Raw genomic sequence first — 17,695 nt, 5'->3', positions numbered from 1 at the left:
TGGGTTCAGTCTTTGTCGCGGAGCGCGGTCAGCACCCGCTCCAGGTAATCGTGCAACTGCTCGCGCTCCGTCCCGGAGAGATCGCGCTGGGCGCGCTCCAGGGTGGCGACGTTGCTTTCGTGCAGGTGTCTCCACAGCGCGTCGCCCGCCTCGGTCAGCTCGATGCGCAGGGCACGGCGGTCCAGCTCGTGCGGCTGGCGACGCAGGTAACCCTTCGATTCGAGCTGGTCGAGCTGGCGGGTCATGGCGCCGCCATCCAGGTCCACCGCACGGGCCAGTTCGGTGGCCGTCATGGGGCCGATCGTGGCGAGGCGCTTGAGCACGTGGAACTGGGTGAATTTCAGGTCCGCCCCCTGCGCGGCGAGATCGGTCTCGATCGCCCTGACGATCTCGCTGCGCACCATGCCGATCAGGGCACCGAGGCTGTCGCGGCCGTCAGGGGAATAGCAGAGGGAAGGGTTCATGGACGTGCATTCTATTGCCCGGAATATAGTTGTCAAGGCAAATATGCGCACGTCGGATATTTTGTTATCCGGGTTTATTTATCCTTCATCGGCCAGCAGCGCGGCGAGCGCCGGGTCGCGCACCTCGAACAACTCGAAGACGCCGAGCGCCCGCAGGGTCGGCAACTGGGCGAGAAGCCGCGGTTCCAGGCGCCGCAGCTGCGCTTCCGGGGTGCTCGGGTCGAGCATGGAATGGGCGCAGGCGACGAACGTGACCAGGGCATCGCCGGCCTGGCGATCCTCGGCTTCCTCGGAAAACTGGGTGGTGACGAGACGGATCATGGGGGACCTCCGGCGTCGGTTGCCCCGTCAGGTCCCTTGAAGGGACAGCTGTCAGGACAGTTACTTGGGGTAGCAAATGTTAGCCAAGGAAGGTATCGGCCTGATAACGTTATCAGGCCAAGTTATGTCGAAGGTCGGCCAATATGCTTAATGATCGACTCCATCAGCTCCTGGAGAGCCCCGACGGGCCTCCCCTGATCGCCTATCACGCCCGGGGCGAGATCCCCCTGAAGGAAACCGACTGGCACAGCCATGTGCGTGGCCAGTTCTTCTACGTGGAAGAGGGCGTCTTCGTTACCCAGACCGAGCACGGCTCGTGGCTGCTGCCGCCCAAACGGGCCGGCTGGATGCCGCCGGGCGAACTGCACACGGTGAGCATTGCCGGGCCCAGCCGGGCCTGGGGTGTCTTCATCACCCCGACCATGACCCAGGGCCTGCCCGACAAACCCTGCGTGGTCGGCGTGGACGACCTGCTGCGCGAGATCATCAAGCGCGCCTCGCTGTGGAGCGTGGAAGACGAGCCCACGCCCGAACGCGAGCGCCTGCTCGCCGTGCTGCTCGACGAAATGCGCCGCGCACCGGTGGAACCGCTGCACCTGCCGATGCCGGTGGACCGCCGCCTGCGTCGTATCGCCATGACCATGTACGAACGGCCCGACGACACGCGTTGCATCGAGGAATGGGCGTCATGGGCCGGCATGTCCACGCGTACGCTCACCCGCCTGTTCCGCCAGGAAACGCAGTGCAGCGTGGCCGAATGGCGACAGCAGGCGCGGCTCACGCGCGCACTGGAACGACTGGCCACCGGCGAACCGGTGTCAGTGGTGGCCGATGCACTGGGCTATGCCACGCCCAGTGCATTCGTGGCGATGTTCCGCAAGGCCTTTGGCGATTCGCCGGGGCGTTATCTCGCACGACAGGCGGCAGGCTGATCGCGGCATCAGTCGAAGGCGGGGCCGTCCATGTCGCGCCCCGTCGTCGGCTTGCACATCCATAGCGCTTCGAAGGTCATGGGATCGCCACCGGCACTGGCCACGACATCGACGCCGATACGGCCATGCACCCATGGCCCATGTTCGCCGGGAGCGGCCACGTCGTAGCAGGAGCGCACGCTTCGCCATGCGCCGGTGCCGACCATGGCCGTTTCCTGCTCACGGCATTGCGCCATGGCTTCCTCGTGGGTTGGCAGGCGATGCGTGCCGCTGACGTAGTGTTCTTCGCCGCAATCGACCACGACGGCGAGCGCCGGTGCGAACAGGCACAGCGACAGAATCAGGACAAACACGGACGGCATGCGCCGCCGCGTCGGTTGAAGAGTTCCCACCCCAGGCTCCTCGTAAAGGGACGTTTTCCAGACGGGGCAGCGTGACGGCCGCAAGAACGGACCGATATGGAAGGATTCTCAAAAAATGTGAAGACGTCGCCTACGAAGGCGAGACCTGTCTACATGGGAGGTCAGTGCGCCGGAAAGCGGTAGCCGACGCCCGGCTCGGTCTTCAGCCAGCGCGGCGTGGCCGGATCGTCGCCCAGCTTCTGGCGCAGCTTGCCCATGACGATGCGCAGGTAATGGGTGTCCTGCACGTGCGTGCCGCCCCAGACCTCGCGCAATATCTGCTGCTGGCTCACCACGCGACCGGGGTGGCGCACCAGCAGTGAGAGCACGGCGAATTCCTTGCGGGTCAGCGACACCGGCTGGCCATCGAGAAACACCTCGCGCCGGGCCAGGTCCACCGACAGGCGCTCGTCGTCGTAGCGCACGGGCGCCTGCGGCTCACCGCCCTTCGCGCTCTGCCGCAGCAGCACACGCAGGCGCGCCATCAGCTCCTGGATGCCGAAAGGCTTGGTCACGTAGTCGTTGGCGCCGGCATCCAGCGCCTTCACTTTTTCCGTTTCCGCGTCACGCACCGACAGCATCACCACCGGCACGGGGCTCCAGCCACGGATCTCGCGCAGCACGTCGTGGCCTTCCATGTCGGGCAGGCCGATGTCGAGGATGACAATGTCCGGCGACTGCGTGGCCGCAAGGCCCAGGCCCTCCTCGCCGTTGGCGGCGAGCAATACCTGGTAGCCCTCGGCACGCAGGCCGATGTCGAGGAACCGGCGGATCTGGGCTTCGTCGTCGATCACCAGCACACGGTGGGCGGTTGGGTTCATGGGGTGTCGTCAGGTGGCGGAGGCAGTGGCAGCGAGACCCGGATGGTCGTGCCACCGCCCACGTGGGGCAAGGCCTCCACGCTACCACCATGCGCACCGATCATGCCGCGACAGATCGCAAGCCCCAGTCCCGTGCCCTGCTTGCCGCGATCGCCGCGCGATACCGAATAGAACATGTCGAAGATCCGGGCACGTTCGTCTTCGGGGATGCCCGGGCCACGGTCGGCCACGTCCACGAGCAGGCGCCCGGCCTCCGTGCGCACGATCACTCGCACGGCTTCGTCACGTGGCGAGAAGCTGGCCGCGTTCTCCAGGATGTTGAACAGCGCCTGCTCGATGAGCGCCGGATGCACGTGCAGCAGTACCGTATCGGCTGGCAGGTGCACGTCCACGCGGGTATCCGGAAACAGCTTGCGCAGGCGGCTTACCGAGGCGGCGACGATCTCGCCGGCATCCACCCAGTCGCGGTTGAGCTTGAGTGTGCCGTGGCCCAGGCGGGTCATGTCGAGAAGATTCTGGATGTAACGATCCAGGCGCTGGCCTTCCCCGAGAATGGCTTCCAGCAGTTCGCGCCGTTCCTCCACGGGCAGCTGGGCTTCGTAGCTGAGCAGGGTGCCCGCCGAGCCGATCATCGAAGCCAGCGGCGAGCGAAGGTCGTGCGACACGGACGACAGCAGTGCACTGCGCAGGCGTTCCGTTTCGCCCTGCACGCGGGCGCTTTCCAGCTCGGTGGCCAGGCGTGCGCGTTCCAGCGCCTGGCCGATGTCCTGCACCATCGCCAGCGCGAGGCCACGACGGTCAGCGTCAGGCTCGCGTGCGCCAAGCGGGAAGCGAAGCGCGGCGACGCCCGCACGCTGGTGTTCCGCGCCCAGTGGCAGCATCCAGCACGACGCGGCATTGAGCGTATCGGTGTAGCGGCCTGCCGGTTCCGCATGGATCTCGCTCCAGTCGGCAGCGGCGCGATCCTGTGTGGACAGGGCGAACGCATCCGGCATCGACGTCACCACGCCCAGGTGGGCACTCGCATCGCGGGCGAGGATCGCCACCTCGGCATCGAGCGTGCGCGCCAGCGCGCGGGCACCGGCGGCGCGAATACCATCGGCATCGGCGCTGGTCGCCAGCTGCTGGCCGAGGCTCACCAGCGCCCGGCCGCGCACTTGCGCGGCGCGCAGTGACGTCACCTGCCCCGCCAGGCGTGTCGCGAGCCGGCTGCATACCAGGGCCGCCGCCAGGAACAGTACGACGGCGAGCACGTCGTCCGCGTTGGCGATCGCCAGCGTGTAGCGGGGCGGCGCGAAGAAAAAGTTATAGCCCACGAAGCAGAGCAATGCGGTGTAGACGGCCACCGCCATGCGCGTGCGCACCGCCACGGCCAGCACGGCGGTGAGGAAGATCAGGGAGAGGTTGGCGACAGACAAAAAGCGGTCGGCCACGAAAGCCAGCGCCATGGCAGCCACGGTCGCCAGGGTGGCGAAGACGTAGTCCTTGCGGTCGTTCGGATGCTCGGGCAGGCGCAGCCGGCGGCGTGCACGGGCGCGCTCGGTCGGCGTCGCGACGATCGTCAGTTCCAGGTGTGCCCCGCGGCGGAGCAGTTGCTGGGTGAGCGAATAGCCGAGCCGGCGGGCGATGGGCCGCTCGCGCGTGCGCCCCACGATGATCTGGCCTACGCCTTCGCGATCGGCCCAGGCCAGCAGCTCATCGGCCACGGCGTGACCACGAAGGATCACGGCCTCGCCGCCGAGGCGGCGGGCAAGCCGCATCGCGGCATCGACACGCTCGCGACGCTCGTCGGACAGGCCGCCGCGATCCACGAAGACGACGCTCCATGGCGCACCACGGCGTTCGGCGATGCGACGTGCGATGCGCACGAGGTATTCGCTCTGTGCGTGACCATCGATGGCGGCCATGCAACGACGACGTACCGGCATGGCGCCGCCGCGCGCGAGCATGTGTTCGCGCAGGTCGCTGTCCACGTGCGAGGCAACGGTTTCCACCGCCAGTTCGCGCAGTGCGGCGAGATTGGTCGGGGAGAAGAAGGCATCGAGTGCCACGGCTGCCGTTTCCGGCACGTAGACCTTGCCCTGTTTCAGGCGACCGATCAGTTCGCGCGGCGGCAGGTCCACCAGCATGATGTCGCGTGCGCGGTCGAGGAAGGCATCGGGCACCGTCTCGCGCACGGCCACGTTGGTGATGCGGCGCACCTGGTCGTTGAGGCTTTCCAGGTGTTGCACGTTGAGGGCCGTGTACACCTCGATGCCCGCGTCGAGCAGTTCGGCGATGTCCTGCCATCGGCGGGCGTGGCGGCCGCCGGGCAGGTTGGTGTGAGCCAGCTCGTCGACGAGGATCACCGCCGGGCGGCGGGCAAGGGCCGCTTCGAGGTCGAATTCGCGAAATTCACGGCCGGCGTATTGGGCCGTGCGCGTCGGCAGCACTTCCATGCCGTCGAGAAGGGCGGCCGTTTCCGCACGACCGTGGGTTTCGACCAGGCCCACGACTACGTCAATGCCCTGCCGGCGCAGGTCGCGCGCGGCGGAGAGCATGGCGTAGGTCTTGCCGACCCCGGGCGCGGCGCCGAGGAAGATCTTCAGTCGCTGGCCGACATCGTTCTTTACCGTGTTGAGCAGGGCATCGGCCCGGGCGTCGCGGGTGTCGGTCATGAGTCGATGGCCTGGGGGGATGGGAAAATCCTAATGGATGTGGGGGTGGGTGGGGCATCGCTTCGGAGCGGTCGCGCGCGAGGCGCGCTCCTACACGAGCCTGTTGCGTATCGCCTGGGCCGATCGCGCGCGGGGCGCGCTCCTACATGGGTCCGTTGCGTATCGCCTGTGGCGGTCGTGCGCGACAGGGGTGCCGTGTAGGAGCGCGCCTTGCGCGCGACCGGTCCGGAGCGACCGCCGTTACCGCGACGCCTGATCCAGCGCGAGGTTGAGCTGCACCACGTTGACCCGCGGCTCACCCAGCACACCGAACTGCCGACCCTGCGTATGGGCGGCTACCAGTTCACGCACCTTCGCCTGTGCCAGCCCACGCAGCCGCGCCACGCGAGCCAGCTGGTATTCGGCAGCGGCCGGGCTGATCTCCGGGTCCAGGCCGCTGCCCGAGGCGGTGACCAGGTCCACCGGTACGGGCGCCTGGTTGCCCGGATCAGCGGACTGCAAGGCAGCGATACGCTGCTTCACGGCATCGGTGAGCGCCGGATTGGTCGGGCCCTGGTTGGAAGGCGACGACGACGCGCCATTGTTGCCCGTCGGCGTCGTAGCCGACGGACGGCTCCAGAAATAGCGCGGATCCGTGAACGACTGGCCGATCAGCGACGAACCGACCGGCTTGCCGTCACGCTCCACGATGCTGCCGCCGGCTTCATGCGGAAACAGCAGGTGGCCCAGGCCACCGACCACGGCCGGATAAGCCACCCCCGTGACGGCGGTCAGCAGCAGGAGAAGAACGATCGCGTTGCGCAGCAGGGTGCTCATGGGTGTTGCCTCAGTAATGCAGGATCGCGTCGACGATGGCGCTCAGCTGGTTGTTCTTGCGACCGCCGTCGTAAGCGGCCACGTCGTACGACTTCTCGTAACGCAGCTCGGGGCGGATCTCCAGGTCCTGGGTGACCCAGTGCGTCATGCCCAGCGTGTGCGTCGTGTAGCGCGTGGCATAACCGGTACGCTGACCCTTCTGGTCGTTGTACCACTCGTTGCGGAACGAGAACATGTTGGTGGTGTTGATCGCCACGTTGAAGTAATTGACGATGCCGTACTCACCCGCCTTGCCAGCCGTGGCCGACGAACCCGGTACGCCCGGCGTACCATCCGGGCCATAACCCGGGATGTTCCGGCCGTACATGTAGTACGCCTCGGTGAGGATATGCACGCTCTCACTGAAGCGATGGCCCCACGTCGTCACGTACATCTGCACGTTGTTGTAGTTGTAGTCGGACGAGTTGAAGCTGTTGACGCAGGGATACAGCATGTCGTTGTTGTCGGCCGACACCCAGCGCACGCAGGCCTGCAGGGTGGGTCGCGACTGATGGTTCCACACAGCCGTGTCGTTGCCACCATTGATGCCGATCTGCACCGTCCACTGCTGGTTGAGGCGTGTGGTAGTCATGATGCCCATCTGTGTATACGGGTCGACCGTATAGAGCACCGAGTGGGTCACGAGATAATTGTTGGGCGAGAACTGCGCCTCGATATCGGGCAGCGACAGGTAACGACCCACGCGTACGACCATGCCTTCGGCGATATGCGGCAGATAGATTTCGCCGTAGAACAGCATCGGGTCGTAACCATAGGTCTTGCCCGGCAGCGCCTGGTCCGCACGCGGATTGTTCAGGTACTGGTTGCTGAAAACGCCCTTCATCGTGGTGTAGTGGTAGTCGTAACCGTAAAGGTTATCGATGTGGAAACCCCAGTCGATGTGGTCGGTCTGCACCGTGTCCGGCAGACGCTCGATGCGCAGCAGCGCCTGGTTGAACTCGACACGATTCGGACGTGTGGCATACGACAGCGGATAGTTCGTGTGCTGCGAGCTGCTGGCGTTGATCGACGGATTGATCCAACCGTATACCTCGATGCGGTTGTCCTTCATCCACTTGCCGACGCGGGTGCAGGTCAATGCCTTTTCCAGCGGGTACTGCGAATTCAGGTTCGGTACGCCGATGGGGTACTCGACACCACCTAGCTGCCACTCCGCCGAGGGGAACGGCATCGACGGGAGCGGCGACGGCATGGCGCGGCGTGCCGGCGCCGGAGCGTTCGGGTCGGCGGGCTGGGCGTCTTCGCTATAGGCAGCGGCAAGACGCGTGAAGAAGCCCTTGGAGCAGTCGTCGCTGCCGTCGGCGGCAAGCGCCTTCGAGACCGGGGCGACCGCGAGGATGGCGGCAAGAAAAGCATAACGTGTGGTGCGCATGGTTGGACCGATCCCTTCCGGGACCCCTTTTCGGTGTGTGTGAGTGGGTGTTGCGTCAGATGCCGGCGTAGCCGCCGAGCGTGTATTCGTCGTCATCGCGGCCTACGGTCACGACGCGCGGACGCAGCGTCGTGACGGGAGCAGTGTTCGCGCCGGTAGCCTGTTCGGTGTTCACGACGCGCACTTCCATGTCCAGGTCGGCGCCTTCTTCGATGAGCAGGGTGAGCTTGACGGATTGCATGGTGATACCTCGGGTCAGGCCAGTCCGACCAGGACCAGCAACATGTCGATCAGCTTGATGCCGACGAACGGCACCGCGATGCCGCCCAGGCCGTAGACGAGCAGGTTGCGGCGCAGCAGCGCACCGGCGCCGAGCGCACGATAGGCCACGCCCTTCAGGGCCAGCGGAATGAGGAAGATGATGATCAGCGCGTTGAAGATCACGGCGGAGAGAATCGCGCTCTGCGGTGTCGCCAGGTGCATCACGTTGAGCGTATTGAGCGCCGGATAGGTGCTGGCAAACGCCGCCGGAATGATCGCGAAATACTTGGCAATGTCGTTGGCGATGGAGAACGTGGTGAGCGCGCCACGGGTGATCAGCATCTGCTTGCCGATGCCCACCACCTCGATCAGCTTGGTCGGATTGGAATCCAGGTCGACCATGTTGCCGGCTTCTTTCGCCGCCTGCGTGCCGCTGTTCATCGCCACCGCGACATCGGCCTGGGCAAGCGCCGGGGCGTCGTTGGTGCCGTCACCGCACATGGCCACCAGGCGGTTCTCGGCCTGGATGTCACGGATCAGCTTGAGCTTCGCTTCAGGGGTGGCTTCGGCGAGGAAGTCGTCCACGCCGGCCTCGGCCGCAATGGCCGCGGCGGTGAGCGGGTTGTCGCCGGTGATCATGATCGTGCGGATGCCCATGCGGCGCATCTCGGCGAAGCGCTCCTTGATGCCGTCCTTCACGATGTCTTTCAGCTCGACCACGCCCAGGGTCAGCGCGCCGTCGACCACGATCAGCGGCGTGGCGCCACGACGGGCCACGTCTTCGGCCATGCGACGCACCAGCGGCGGCATGTGGCTGTCCTGCGAATCCAGGTAGCGCTCCACGGCATCCATCGCGCCCTTGCGGATGTGGCGGGTGCCGGTATCCACGCCACTCATGCGGGTCTGCGCGGTGAAGGGCACGAACACGGCACGTGCATCGTCGCGACGGCGACCGCTCCAGCCAAAGGTGTCGTTGGCAAGGGCCACGATGCTGCGGCCTTCCGGTGTTTCGTCGGCACGCGAGGCCAGTTCGGCGGCTTCGGCCAGTTCGCGTTCCTCGATGCCCGGTGCCGGGTGGAAGGCCACGGCCTGACGGTTGCCGAGGGTGATCGTGCCGGTCTTGTCGAGCAGCAGCACGTCCACGTCGCCTGCGGCTTCCACGGCACGGCCGGAGGTGGCGATGACGTTGGCGCGGATCATGCGATCCATGCCGGCGATACCGATGGCCGAAAGCAGGGCACCGATAGTGGTGGGAATCAGGCAGACCAGCAGGGCGATGAGCACGGTCAGGCTGATCGGCTCGCCGCTGCCGGCGGCCTGCACGCTGTAGATCGAGTAAGGCAGCAGGGTGGCGCAGGCCAGCAGGAAGATCAGGGTGAACTTCGCCAGCAGGATCGTCAGCGCGATCTCGTTGGGCGTCTTGCGCCGGGAGGCGCCTTCCACCATCGATATCATGCGGTCGAGGAAGCTCTCGCCCGGATTGCTGGTGATCTTCACCACGATCCAGTCGGACAGCACGCGAGTGCCGCCGGTGACCGCGCTGCGATCGCCGCCGGACTCGCGGATCACCGGCGCGGATTCGCCGGTGATGGCGCTTTCGTCCACGCTGGCCGCACCGACGACGATCTCGCCGTCGCCGGGCACGATGTCGCCGGCTTCGACCAGCACGTGATGGCCGGTACGCAGGTCGCTCGACGGCGTGAACGTAATGGCGGCCTCGCGATCCGGGCCAGCCAGCTTCTTCGCTGCCACGTCGCGACGCGAACCGCGCAGTGCGTCGGCCTGGGCCTTGCCGCGACCTTCCGCCAGCGCTTCGGCGAAGTTAGCGAACAGCAGCGTGAACCACAGCCACAGGCTCACCCAGAAGATGAAACCCGTGGGTGCCTCGCCGTGACCGGTGAGCGCCTGCACCCAGAGCAGGGTGGTGAGCACGCTGCACACGAAGACGACGAACATCACCGGATTGCGGAACTGCAACCGCGGCGAGAGCTTGAGAAACGCGTCGCGCAGGGCGCGCATCACCAGCGCACGATCGAAACCGCGCGGCGTATGAGCATGGGTGTTCATGGATCAGTGGCCCGTGGCGGACATCAGGTGTTCGGCGATCGGCCCGAGGGCCAGTGCCGGGAGGAAGGTGAGCGCACCGACGACGATGACGACGCAGGCGAGCAGGGTCACGAACAGCGGCGTATGCGTGGGCAAGGTGCCGGCGGACGGCGGCACGTGACGCTTGGCGGCCAGCGAACCGGCCATGGCCAGCATCGCGATGGCGAGCGGGAAGCGTGCCAGGAACATGCAGATGCCCAGCAGGACGTTCCAGAAGGGCGTATTGGCCGACAGACCGCCGAATGCACTGCCGTTGTTGTTGGACGCCGAACTCACGGCGTAAAGCATTTCGCTGAAGCCGTGTGCACCCGGATTGGAGACACCGGCCACGCCTGCGGGACTCATCACCGCCACGGCGGTGCCGATGACCACCAGGGCGGCGGGAATCAGCACGGCGAGACTCGCCATCTTCATTTCATACGCTTCGATCTTCTTGCCGAGGTATTCCGGCGTGCGGCCCACCATGAGGCCTGCGATGAAGACCGCGACCACGGCGAAGGCCAGCATGCCGTAAAGACCTGCACCGACGCCGCCGAAGATCACTTCGCCCAGTTGCATCAGCCACATCGGCACCAGGCCACCCAGCGGGGTGAGCGAGTCGTGCGCGGCATTCACCGCACCGCAGGATGCGGCCGTGGTGATGGCGGCGAACAGACCCGACGAGGCGATGCCGAAACGGGTTTCCTTGCCTTCCATGTTGCCGCCGCTTTGCAGGGCGGAGGCCTGTGCGTCGATGGCCAGACCGTGCAGCGCCGGGTTGCCCGCCTGTTCCGCTGCCACGAGACCTACGGTGAGCGGCACGAAAATAAGCAGCATGGTGGCAAGGATCGCCCAGCCCTGGCGGCGGTCACCCACCATGCTGCCGAAGGTGTAGCAAAGCGCCGCAGGGATAAGGAAGATCGCCAGCATCTCGATGAAATTCGAGAACGGCGTGGGATTCTCGAACGGATGCGCGGAGTTGGCGTTGAAGAAGCCGCCGCCGTTGGTGCCGAGCATCTTGATCGCCACCTGCGAAGCGGCCGGGCCCATCGGCAGGGTCTGCGTGCCGTGCTGCACGGTGGCTACGTCGAGGTAGGCCGATACGTTCTGCACCACGCCCTGCGAGATCAGCAGCAGGGCCATCACCAGCGAAAGCGGAAGCAGGATGTAGAGCGTGGTACGGGTCATGTCGACCCAGAAGTTGCCCACCGCCGCGCTACCGCGACGCACGAAGCCGCGCACCAGGGCTACCAGCACGGCAATGCCCGTGGCGGCCGAGAGGAAGTTCTGCACCGTGAGGCCGAGGGCGTCCGTGAGGTAGCTCATGGTCGACTCGCCCGTATACGCCTGCCAGTTGGTGTTGCTGGCGAAGCTGATGGCGGTGTTCATGGCCAGGTCCGGGGCCAGGGCGCCGAAGTGCTGGGGGTTCAGCGGCAGCCACTGCTGGGTGCGCTGGAGCAGGTAAACGGCAGCGAGGCCGGCCACGTTGAACACGAGCATGGCCAGCGCGTAGCGCTTCCAGCCCATGTCCTCGTCGGCACGGATGCCTGCCAGGCGGTAAAGCATGCGTTCCACCCCTGAACCGAAGCGGGTGACCTTGTTGGCCTCGTCGGAGAAGACCAGGGCCATGTAGCTGCCCATGGGCTTGACCAGGGCCAGCAGCACGACCAGGAACAGGCCGACCTGGAAGAAGTCGTTGGCGGTCATTCGAACCACTCCGGCTTCAGCAGGGCCACGCAGAGGTAGCCGGCCAGCGCGACCGCGATGGCGGTGGCGACGATGTACACGAAAGACATGACGGCAGCTTCCTCAGCGACGACCCAGGCGGTCGCAGATCATCAGGAAGCCGATCGTCATGGCGGTGAGCACGACGGCAAGGAGGACGTACAGGAATTCCACGGGGGCAATCCGTCATGAAGGGACGGTGCGTATTGTTCGTTTCCGCGGATATTTACGGTGTATCGGGGCGGGGAGGGGGCGTAACGTTTGTGTAAATTTTTATATGGCCCTGATATCCACCAGCAACCGTCGTTCCAGCGAAAGCTGGAACCCAGCGCGATGCAGTCGGTTGTCGCGATGGAGCCCCCTACGCCAGAGCCGATGCAGCGCCCTCGCCTTACTGGCAAACCGGGGAGCTGGGTTCCTGTTTTCACAGGAACGACGGGTAGGGGAGGTAACGCCACCCCGCCCGAAGCCGTCGTTCCAGCGAAAGCTGGAACCCAGCGCGATGCAGCCGGTTGTCGCGATAACCCCCCCTACGCCAGAGCCGATGCAGCGCCCTCGCTGTGCTGGCAAACCGGGGCGCTGGGTTCCTGTTTTCACAGGAACGACGGGTAGGGGAGGTAACGCCACCCGCCCGGAGCCGTCGTTCCAGCGAAAGCTGGAACCCAGCGTGATGCAGCCGGTTGTCGCGATAACACCCCCTACGCCAGAGCCGATGCAGCGCCCTCGCCTTACTGGCAAACCGGGGCGCTGGGTTCCTGTTTTCACAGGAACGACAGGTAGGGGAGCTAACGCAACCCCGCCCGAAGCCGTCGTTCCAGCGAAAGCTGGAACCCAGCGCGATGCAGCCGGTTGTCGCGATAACGCCCCCTACGCCAAAGCCGATGCAGCGCCCTCGCCTTACTGGCAAACCGGGGCGCTGGGTTCCTGTTTTCACAGGAACGACGAGCGTGGGTGTCGTTCCTGTGCAGGTTACCTTCGCTGGCTACTCAGCGAGTGCCTTCCAGGCGTTCCTTGAACAGCTCGTCGATGCGGCGGTATTCGTCGTACCAGGAATCCGGGTGGACGAAGCCGTGGCGCTCCAGCGGGTACAGCGACATCCAGAAGTTCTTCTTGTGCAGCTCGATGAAGCGCTGGTACATGCGCACGGTATCGCTGGCGAGCACGTTGTCGTCGATCAACCCGTGTTCCATCAGCAGCGGATCAGACAGGTTCTCGGCATAGCGGATCGGCGAGCTGGTGGCATACGCCTCCGGATCGAGCTGCGGGTCGTTCAGGATGTTCGAGGTGTACTCGTGGTTGTAGCTGGTCCAGTCGGTGACCGGACGCAAGGCCGCGCCTGCCGCGAACTCGCCCGGTGCGCGCAGCAGCGACATCAGCGTCATGAAACCGCCGTAGCTGCCGCCGTAGATGCCCACGCGCTTCGGATCAACGCCCTGGTTCTTCACCAGCCATGCCTTGCCATCGAGCAGGTCTTCCAGCTCCGGATGACCCATCTGGCGGTAGATCGCCGTGCGCCAGTCGCGGCCGTAACCCTTCGAGGCGCGGTAATCCACGTCGAGCACCACATAGCCACGCTGCACCAGCATGTTGTGGAACATCTGCTCGCGGAAGTACGCGGGATAGGACAGATGCACGTTCTGCAGGTAGCCCGCACCGTGCACGAAGATCACCGCCGGACGCCCCGAGGCCGGTGCCGCGCCTTCGCCATAAAATTTGGCGTAGATGGTGCCCGCACCATGGCTGGAGGGCATTTCCACCACCTTCGGTGCGATCCATTCACGCGCCTTGTAGCCCGGCTTGCGCGTATCGGTGAGATCGCGACCCTGGCCACCATCCACGCCGATCACCGCCAGCTGCGACGGCACGTAGGCCGACGAATGCAGCACGGCCAGCGAGCGCCCGTCGGGCGACAGCGAGAAGTCGTCGAGGCCTTCGTAACGCGTGATGCGCGACAGCTCGCCACCGGCAGCCGGCACCTTGTAGATGTCGTAGCTGTACGGCGCCACCTTGTTGGAACGCACATAGAAGGTATTGCCATCCGGCGACAGCACCGGGTGATCCACCTCGAAGTGGCCGGAGGTCAGCGCCGTGGCCTTGCCACCGGGCGCGCGCGTATACAGCTGCGACCAGCCGCTTTCCTCACTGAGGTACCACAACGTGCGGCCGTCACGCAGCCAGCCGAAATCGTTGTAATCCCAGTTGATCCAGGCCTTGTCGGTGAGACGATGCTGGGTGACCAGCGCATGGCGGTCGAAATCCACCGTGGCGATCCAGCGATCCTTGTTGTCGATGGCGCGCAGCTGCACGGCCACCTGGCTGCCTTCATCGTTCCAGACGATGCCCTGGCTGTATTCGCTGTTGACGATGAGCGGGCGCTTCTTCGGCGCGGCGAGCGCGTCGGCGCGATCGTTCTTGCCGTCCTTGCGCAACGCTGCGACGGTCTTCGCACGGATATCGGCCAGCGGATCGTCGGAAATGCCGGGCAGCGTGGCCGTATCGAGGTCGAAGCTGGCGTGCTTGCGCAGGTCGAGCAGGTGCAGCGACTGCGGTGCCGGATCGTTGCGACCCACGTAGGGGCGCGTAGCTTCGGCTTCCGCGTAACCCGAATCGGTGACGTAGCGGGTGAGGTCGGCGATCTTGCCCTGATCGGCATCCTTGGCCTGGGTGACCACGATCATCCAGTGGCCATCGGGCGAGAGCGAGGTATCGGAGACCGACACATCCTTGCCCAGATAGAACGGCTGCGGCGCGCGACCCGTATCGGCGGCGGCGAGTGCGTCGGCGTCCGCGCGCATGGCGTCTTCATCCGCGCGCAGCTGGCGCAGGGTCTTGAACAGCGCCTGCTGGTCGTCCTTCAGGTCGTCGCTCTTGTGCTGCTTCGGGTCTTCGCCTTCCTTGAGCACGGCGGCCGGCGCCGCCGGACCACCGGCCACGGGCCACGCGAACCAGTCATTGCCGCTGCGGAACGTGAGCAGACGACCGTCGAGCGAGAAGCGCGGCTCGGCTTCCTTCGCGGGAGTACGGGTCACCTGCGTGGTGCTGCCATTGGCCAGGTCGCGCACGAAGACATCGCCGTGACGCACGAAGGCTGCGTGACGGTGTGCGCGGTCGTACACGATGTGATTGCCGTCGGCCGCAGCCACCGCCGTGGGGTCGAGGCGCTCCGGCGCCCCACCCGACGCAGCGACGCGATAGAGATCGCGCACCGGGCTGCCATCGCGCTTGAGCGCGTAGTAGACCTGACGTCCGTCGACACTCCAGTAAGGCAGTTCCACCGCCGGCCCGATCCAGTCCGGATCGGCCATGATCGTTTCCATGTCGAGCGGCGCCTGGGCCGAAAGGGCCGGCGCAGCGGCCAGGGCGGTGATGAGGGCAGCGGCGAGTACGCGCATAAACAAAGAGCTTCCGCGAGGACAAAAGAAGCCAGCATAACCGCCACACACCCCATGTAGGAGCGCGCCTTGCGCGCGACCGGGGTGACGATATCCATCATGTCTTGCGGTACCCCGGTCGCGCGCAAGGCGCGCTCCTACATACAGGACTCCCGGCAGGGGTGGGATGGGTGGAGGGTTTGCTACCCTCGGGTCCCCCTTTGTCATGAGGCCGCCTCCATGCGCGTCATCCTGCCCCGTCTCCTCGCCGCCAGCCTGCTCGTGGCCTTCAGCGCCCATGCCGCCCCGGGCACGCCACCGCAGACGCCCAAGCGGATGGTCTCCGAGACGCTGGCCGGCGTGCCGGTGAACGATCCCTACCGCTGGCTGGAAAACCCCGAAGCGGCCGACGTAAAGCAGTGGATCGAGGCCCAGAACACCTATACCGAGTCCACCATCGGCGCCATGCCGCTGGGCAAGGAGCTGAGCGCGCGCATCCGTGAGCTGGCGATCACCTCCACCACCCGCTCGTCGCCCACCCTGGCCGGCGGTACGCTGTTCTACTTCGAGAACACGCCGCCCCAGCCGCAGCCGGTACTGGTCGCGAAGAAATGGCCCGACGGCGACACCCGCGTGCTGGTCGATCTCAACAAGGGTGACGGCAATACGGCAATCACCGAATACTGGCCGTCACCGAGCGGTCGTTATCTTGCCTATGGCACGGCCGAAGGCGGCAGCGAACTGACCACCATCCATATCCTCGATACCAGCACGGGCAAGGCCCTGCCGGACGAACTGCGCTGGGCCGGTGGCGGTACCGCCCCGCAGGCACTGGCCTGGGACGCCGACGAGAAGGGCGTCACCTATGCCCGCTTCGATGCCCCCACCAAGGACAAGCCGCTGACCGGCTTCGACGCCTACCTGGCCCATCACGTCATAGGCCAGCCGGCGGCAAAGGACACCACCGTGTTCGGCAAGGGCTATTCGCCCATCGCCGAATACATTCTCGACGAAGGTCGCGGCGGCAAGTCCACCGCGCTGCTGGCCAACGAGGGTGACGGCGGTCCGGCCGAGGTCTACCTGCGCGATGGCAAGGGCGAATTCCGCAAGGTGCTGGGCCGCGACGCCGACGTGCGTTCGGCCAGTTGGGTCGGCGACCGCCTGTTCGTCGTCACCTTTGCCAATGCACCGCGCGGCCGCATCGTGGCCGTCGATGCCCAGGGCACGACGACCGACGTACTGGCCCAGGGCGACGGCGCCATCCAGAAGGTAAAGCCACTGGGCGACGGCTTCCTCGTGGTGCGCAGCGCCGGTCCCGACTGGTGGGCCGACCAGTACGATGCGAAGGCCACGCTCGTGCGCCGCGTGCCGCTGCCCGCCACTGGCGTGAGCATCGGCGGCATCGCCTCGGAGAAGGGCCAGGACAAGGCACTGATCACCTACGGCGGCTGGACCACGCCCACGCACTGGGCCGAGTATGACGGCAAGACCGGCACCCTGAAGACCATCTTCGAAGTGAAACCGGCGGCCGATTATTCGAAGGTGCGTGTCACCCGTATCGACGGCACCTCGAAGGACGGCAGCAAGATCCCGGTGACGGTGATCTCGATGGACGGGATCGCACCGAATGGCAAGCGCCCGACCATCCTGTACAGCTACGGCGGTTTCGGCATCCCGGTGACGCCGGGCTTCATCGGCCCCAACCTCGCCTGGCTGGAACGCGGCGGCGTGCTTGCGTACGCAAACATCCGTGGCGGCAACGAGTTCGGCGAAGCATGGCACGAGCAGGGCCAGAAGCTGCACAAGCAGAATGTCTTCGACGACTTCTATGCCGCATCGCAGGCACTGATCGACACGAAGTGGACCGACAAGCAGCACCTGGGCATCCTCGGCGGCAGCAACGGCGGCCTGCTGATGGGTGCGTCGCTCGTGCAGCACCCGGAGCAGTACCGTGCCGTGGTCGGCATGGTCGGCATCTACGACGTGCCGCGTCACGAAACAGCGTTCGCCAATGGCCCGTACAACGTCAGCGAATACGGCACGGTGAAGGATGCCGCGCAGGCGAAGGCCACGCTGGCCTATTCGCCGCTGCACAACGTGAAGAAGGGCACGAAGTATCCCGCCGTGCTGCTCACCACCGGAGCGAATGACCCGCGCGTCGCACCCTGGCAGTCGCGCAAGTTCGCCGCGGCATTGCAGGACGCCACCAGTTCCGGCCAGCCGGTGCTGCTGCTGACGCGCATGAATGCAGGGCATGGCATTGGAGCGCCTTTCAGCCAGCGTGTAGGCAATGCGGCGCTGTCGATGACATTCTTCGCCACGGAGCTTGGCCTGGGCGAATAAACCCCTCTCGCGCAGGCGCCTCCTTGTAGGAGCGCGCCTCGCGCGCGACCGTTCATTGCGCAATCT

At 65.8% G+C, this 17,695-nt stretch carries 14 protein-coding genes; 2 read left to right on the top strand and 12 right to left on the bottom strand.

What is annotated here, in order from left to right; translation table 11 throughout:
* Positions 1-5: 5 nt before the first annotated feature.
* Together KR767_RS07290 and KR767_RS07285 are read right to left on the bottom strand one after the other, a co-directional pair.
* Entirely contained in the window at positions 6-464 is a 459-nt protein-coding gene (locus KR767_RS07290) for a MarR family winged helix-turn-helix transcriptional regulator (RefSeq protein ID WP_166945844.1), read from the bottom strand.
* Between the two features lie 78 nt (positions 465-542).
* Positions 543-785, bottom strand: coding sequence for a hypothetical protein (locus KR767_RS07285; RefSeq protein WP_250878636.1), 243 nt, complete (start codon positions 783-785; stop codon positions 543-545).
* Between the two features lie 143 nt (positions 786-928).
* Here KR767_RS07285 and KR767_RS07280 point away from each other — a divergent pair, with 143 nt between their 5' ends.
* Entirely contained in the window at positions 929-1,717 is a 789-nt protein-coding gene (locus KR767_RS07280) for an AraC family transcriptional regulator (protein ID WP_166945840.1), read from the top strand.
* Between the two features lie 8 nt (positions 1,718-1,725).
* Here the strand turns inward: KR767_RS07280 and KR767_RS07275 are convergent, their stop codons facing one another.
* The 10 genes from KR767_RS07275 to KR767_RS07230 all read right to left on the bottom strand — a co-directional run bounded on the left by KR767_RS07275 (position 1,726) and on the right by KR767_RS07230 (position 15,307).
* Entirely contained in the window at positions 1,726-2,070 is a 345-nt protein-coding gene (locus KR767_RS07275; RefSeq protein WP_166945838.1) for a hypothetical protein, read from the bottom strand.
* 170 nt (positions 2,071-2,240) lie between these two features.
* Positions 2,241-2,939 carry a response regulator gene (locus KR767_RS07270; protein ID WP_250878635.1) on the bottom strand — a complete coding sequence of 233 codons (699 nt, stop codon included), beginning with the start codon at positions 2,937-2,939 and terminating at the stop codon, positions 2,241-2,243.
* Positions 2,936-5,596 (bottom strand): sensor histidine kinase, encoded by a 2,661-nt coding sequence (locus KR767_RS07265; protein ID WP_250878634.1) that lies wholly within the window; start codon positions 5,594-5,596, stop codon positions 2,936-2,938. The genes KR767_RS07270 and KR767_RS07265 overlap by 4 nt, the downstream gene beginning before the upstream one ends.
* A 240-nt stretch (positions 5,597-5,836) precedes the next feature.
* Positions 5,837-6,412 (bottom strand): potassium-transporting ATPase subunit KdpC, encoded by a 576-nt coding sequence (gene kdpC, locus KR767_RS07260; protein WP_250878633.1) that lies wholly within the window; start codon positions 6,410-6,412, stop codon positions 5,837-5,839.
* A gap of 10 nt (positions 6,413-6,422) precedes the next feature.
* A complete protein-coding gene (locus KR767_RS07255) occupies positions 6,423-7,844 on the bottom strand; it encodes an outer membrane beta-barrel protein (RefSeq protein WP_250878632.1) in 1,422 nt (473 codons plus the stop codon).
* Between the two features lie 55 nt (positions 7,845-7,899).
* Positions 7,900-8,085, bottom strand: a complete 186-nt coding sequence (locus KR767_RS07250) for a hypothetical protein (protein WP_250878631.1) — start codon at positions 8,083-8,085, stop codon at positions 7,900-7,902.
* Between the two features lie 14 nt (positions 8,086-8,099).
* Positions 8,100-10,172 carry a potassium-transporting ATPase subunit KdpB gene (gene kdpB, locus KR767_RS07245; protein WP_166945826.1) on the bottom strand — a complete coding sequence of 691 codons (2,073 nt, stop codon included), beginning with the start codon at positions 10,170-10,172 and terminating at the stop codon, positions 8,100-8,102.
* Between the two features lie 3 nt (positions 10,173-10,175).
* Entirely contained in the window at positions 10,176-11,897 is a 1,722-nt protein-coding gene (kdpA, locus tag KR767_RS07240; protein WP_250878630.1) for a potassium-transporting ATPase subunit KdpA, read from the bottom strand.
* A complete protein-coding gene (gene kdpF, locus KR767_RS07235; RefSeq protein ID WP_166945822.1) occupies positions 11,894-11,986 on the bottom strand; it encodes a K(+)-transporting ATPase subunit F in 93 nt (30 codons plus the stop codon). The genes kdpA and kdpF overlap by 4 nt, the downstream gene beginning before the upstream one ends.
* A gap of 915 nt (positions 11,987-12,901) precedes the next feature.
* Complete coding sequence (locus KR767_RS07230) at positions 12,902-15,307, bottom strand: S9 family peptidase (protein WP_250878629.1); 2,406 nt, start codon at positions 15,305-15,307, stop codon at positions 12,902-12,904.
* Positions 15,308-15,526: 219 nt separating this feature from the next.
* On the opposite strand from KR767_RS07230, the gene KR767_RS07225 reads away from it, so the two are divergent.
* Entirely contained in the window at positions 15,527-17,629 is a 2,103-nt protein-coding gene (locus KR767_RS07225) for a prolyl oligopeptidase family serine peptidase (protein ID WP_250878628.1), read from the top strand.
* Positions 17,630-17,695: the final 66 nt, after the last annotated feature.

It is taken from the genome of Luteibacter anthropi (assembly GCF_023699965.1).
In the GTDB taxonomy this organism is placed as follows: Bacteria; Pseudomonadota; Gammaproteobacteria; order Xanthomonadales; family Rhodanobacteraceae; genus Luteibacter; species Luteibacter anthropi.
Note: the sequence above shows the minus strand (reverse complement) of the source record. Positions and strands in the feature narration are given on the sequence as shown.

What these genes read in the sequence shown, in the direction of transcription:
- KR767_RS07290 (WP_166945844.1), bottom strand. Translation starts at nt 464, where the DNA reads ATGAACCCTTCCCTCTGCTATTCCCCTGACGGCCGCGACAGCCTCGGT.
- KR767_RS07285 (WP_250878636.1), bottom strand. Translation starts at nt 785, where the DNA reads ATGATCCGTCTCGTCACCACCCAGTTTTCCGAGGAAGCCGAGGATCGC.
- KR767_RS07280 (WP_166945840.1), top strand. Translation starts at nt 929, where the DNA reads ATGCTTAATGATCGACTCCATCAGCTCCTGGAGAGCCCCGACGGGCCT.
- KR767_RS07270 (WP_250878635.1), bottom strand. Translation starts at nt 2,939, where the DNA reads ATGAACCCAACCGCCCACCGTGTGCTGGTGATCGACGACGAAGCCCAG.
- KR767_RS07265 (WP_250878634.1), bottom strand. Translation starts at nt 5,596, where the DNA reads ATGACCGACACCCGCGACGCCCGGGCCGATGCCCTGCTCAACACGGTA.
- kdpC (WP_250878633.1), bottom strand. Translation starts at nt 6,412, where the DNA reads ATGAGCACCCTGCTGCGCAACGCGATCGTTCTTCTCCTGCTGCTGACC.
- KR767_RS07255 (WP_250878632.1), bottom strand. Translation starts at nt 7,844, where the DNA reads ATGCGCACCACACGTTATGCTTTTCTTGCCGCCATCCTCGCGGTCGCC.
- KR767_RS07250 (WP_250878631.1), bottom strand. Translation starts at nt 8,085, where the DNA reads ATGCAATCCGTCAAGCTCACCCTGCTCATCGAAGAAGGCGCCGACCTG.
- kdpB (WP_166945826.1), bottom strand. Translation starts at nt 10,172, where the DNA reads ATGAACACCCATGCTCATACGCCGCGCGGTTTCGATCGTGCGCTGGTG.
- kdpA (WP_250878630.1), bottom strand. Translation starts at nt 11,897, where the DNA reads ATGACCGCCAACGACTTCTTCCAGGTCGGCCTGTTCCTGGTCGTGCTG.
- kdpF (WP_166945822.1), bottom strand. Translation starts at nt 11,986, where the DNA reads ATGTCTTTCGTGTACATCGTCGCCACCGCCATCGCGGTCGCGCTGGCC.
- KR767_RS07230 (WP_250878629.1), bottom strand. Translation starts at nt 15,307, where the DNA reads ATGCGCGTACTCGCCGCTGCCCTCATCACCGCCCTGGCCGCTGCGCCG.
- KR767_RS07225 (WP_250878628.1), top strand. Translation starts at nt 15,527, where the DNA reads ATGCGCGTCATCCTGCCCCGTCTCCTCGCCGCCAGCCTGCTCGTGGCC.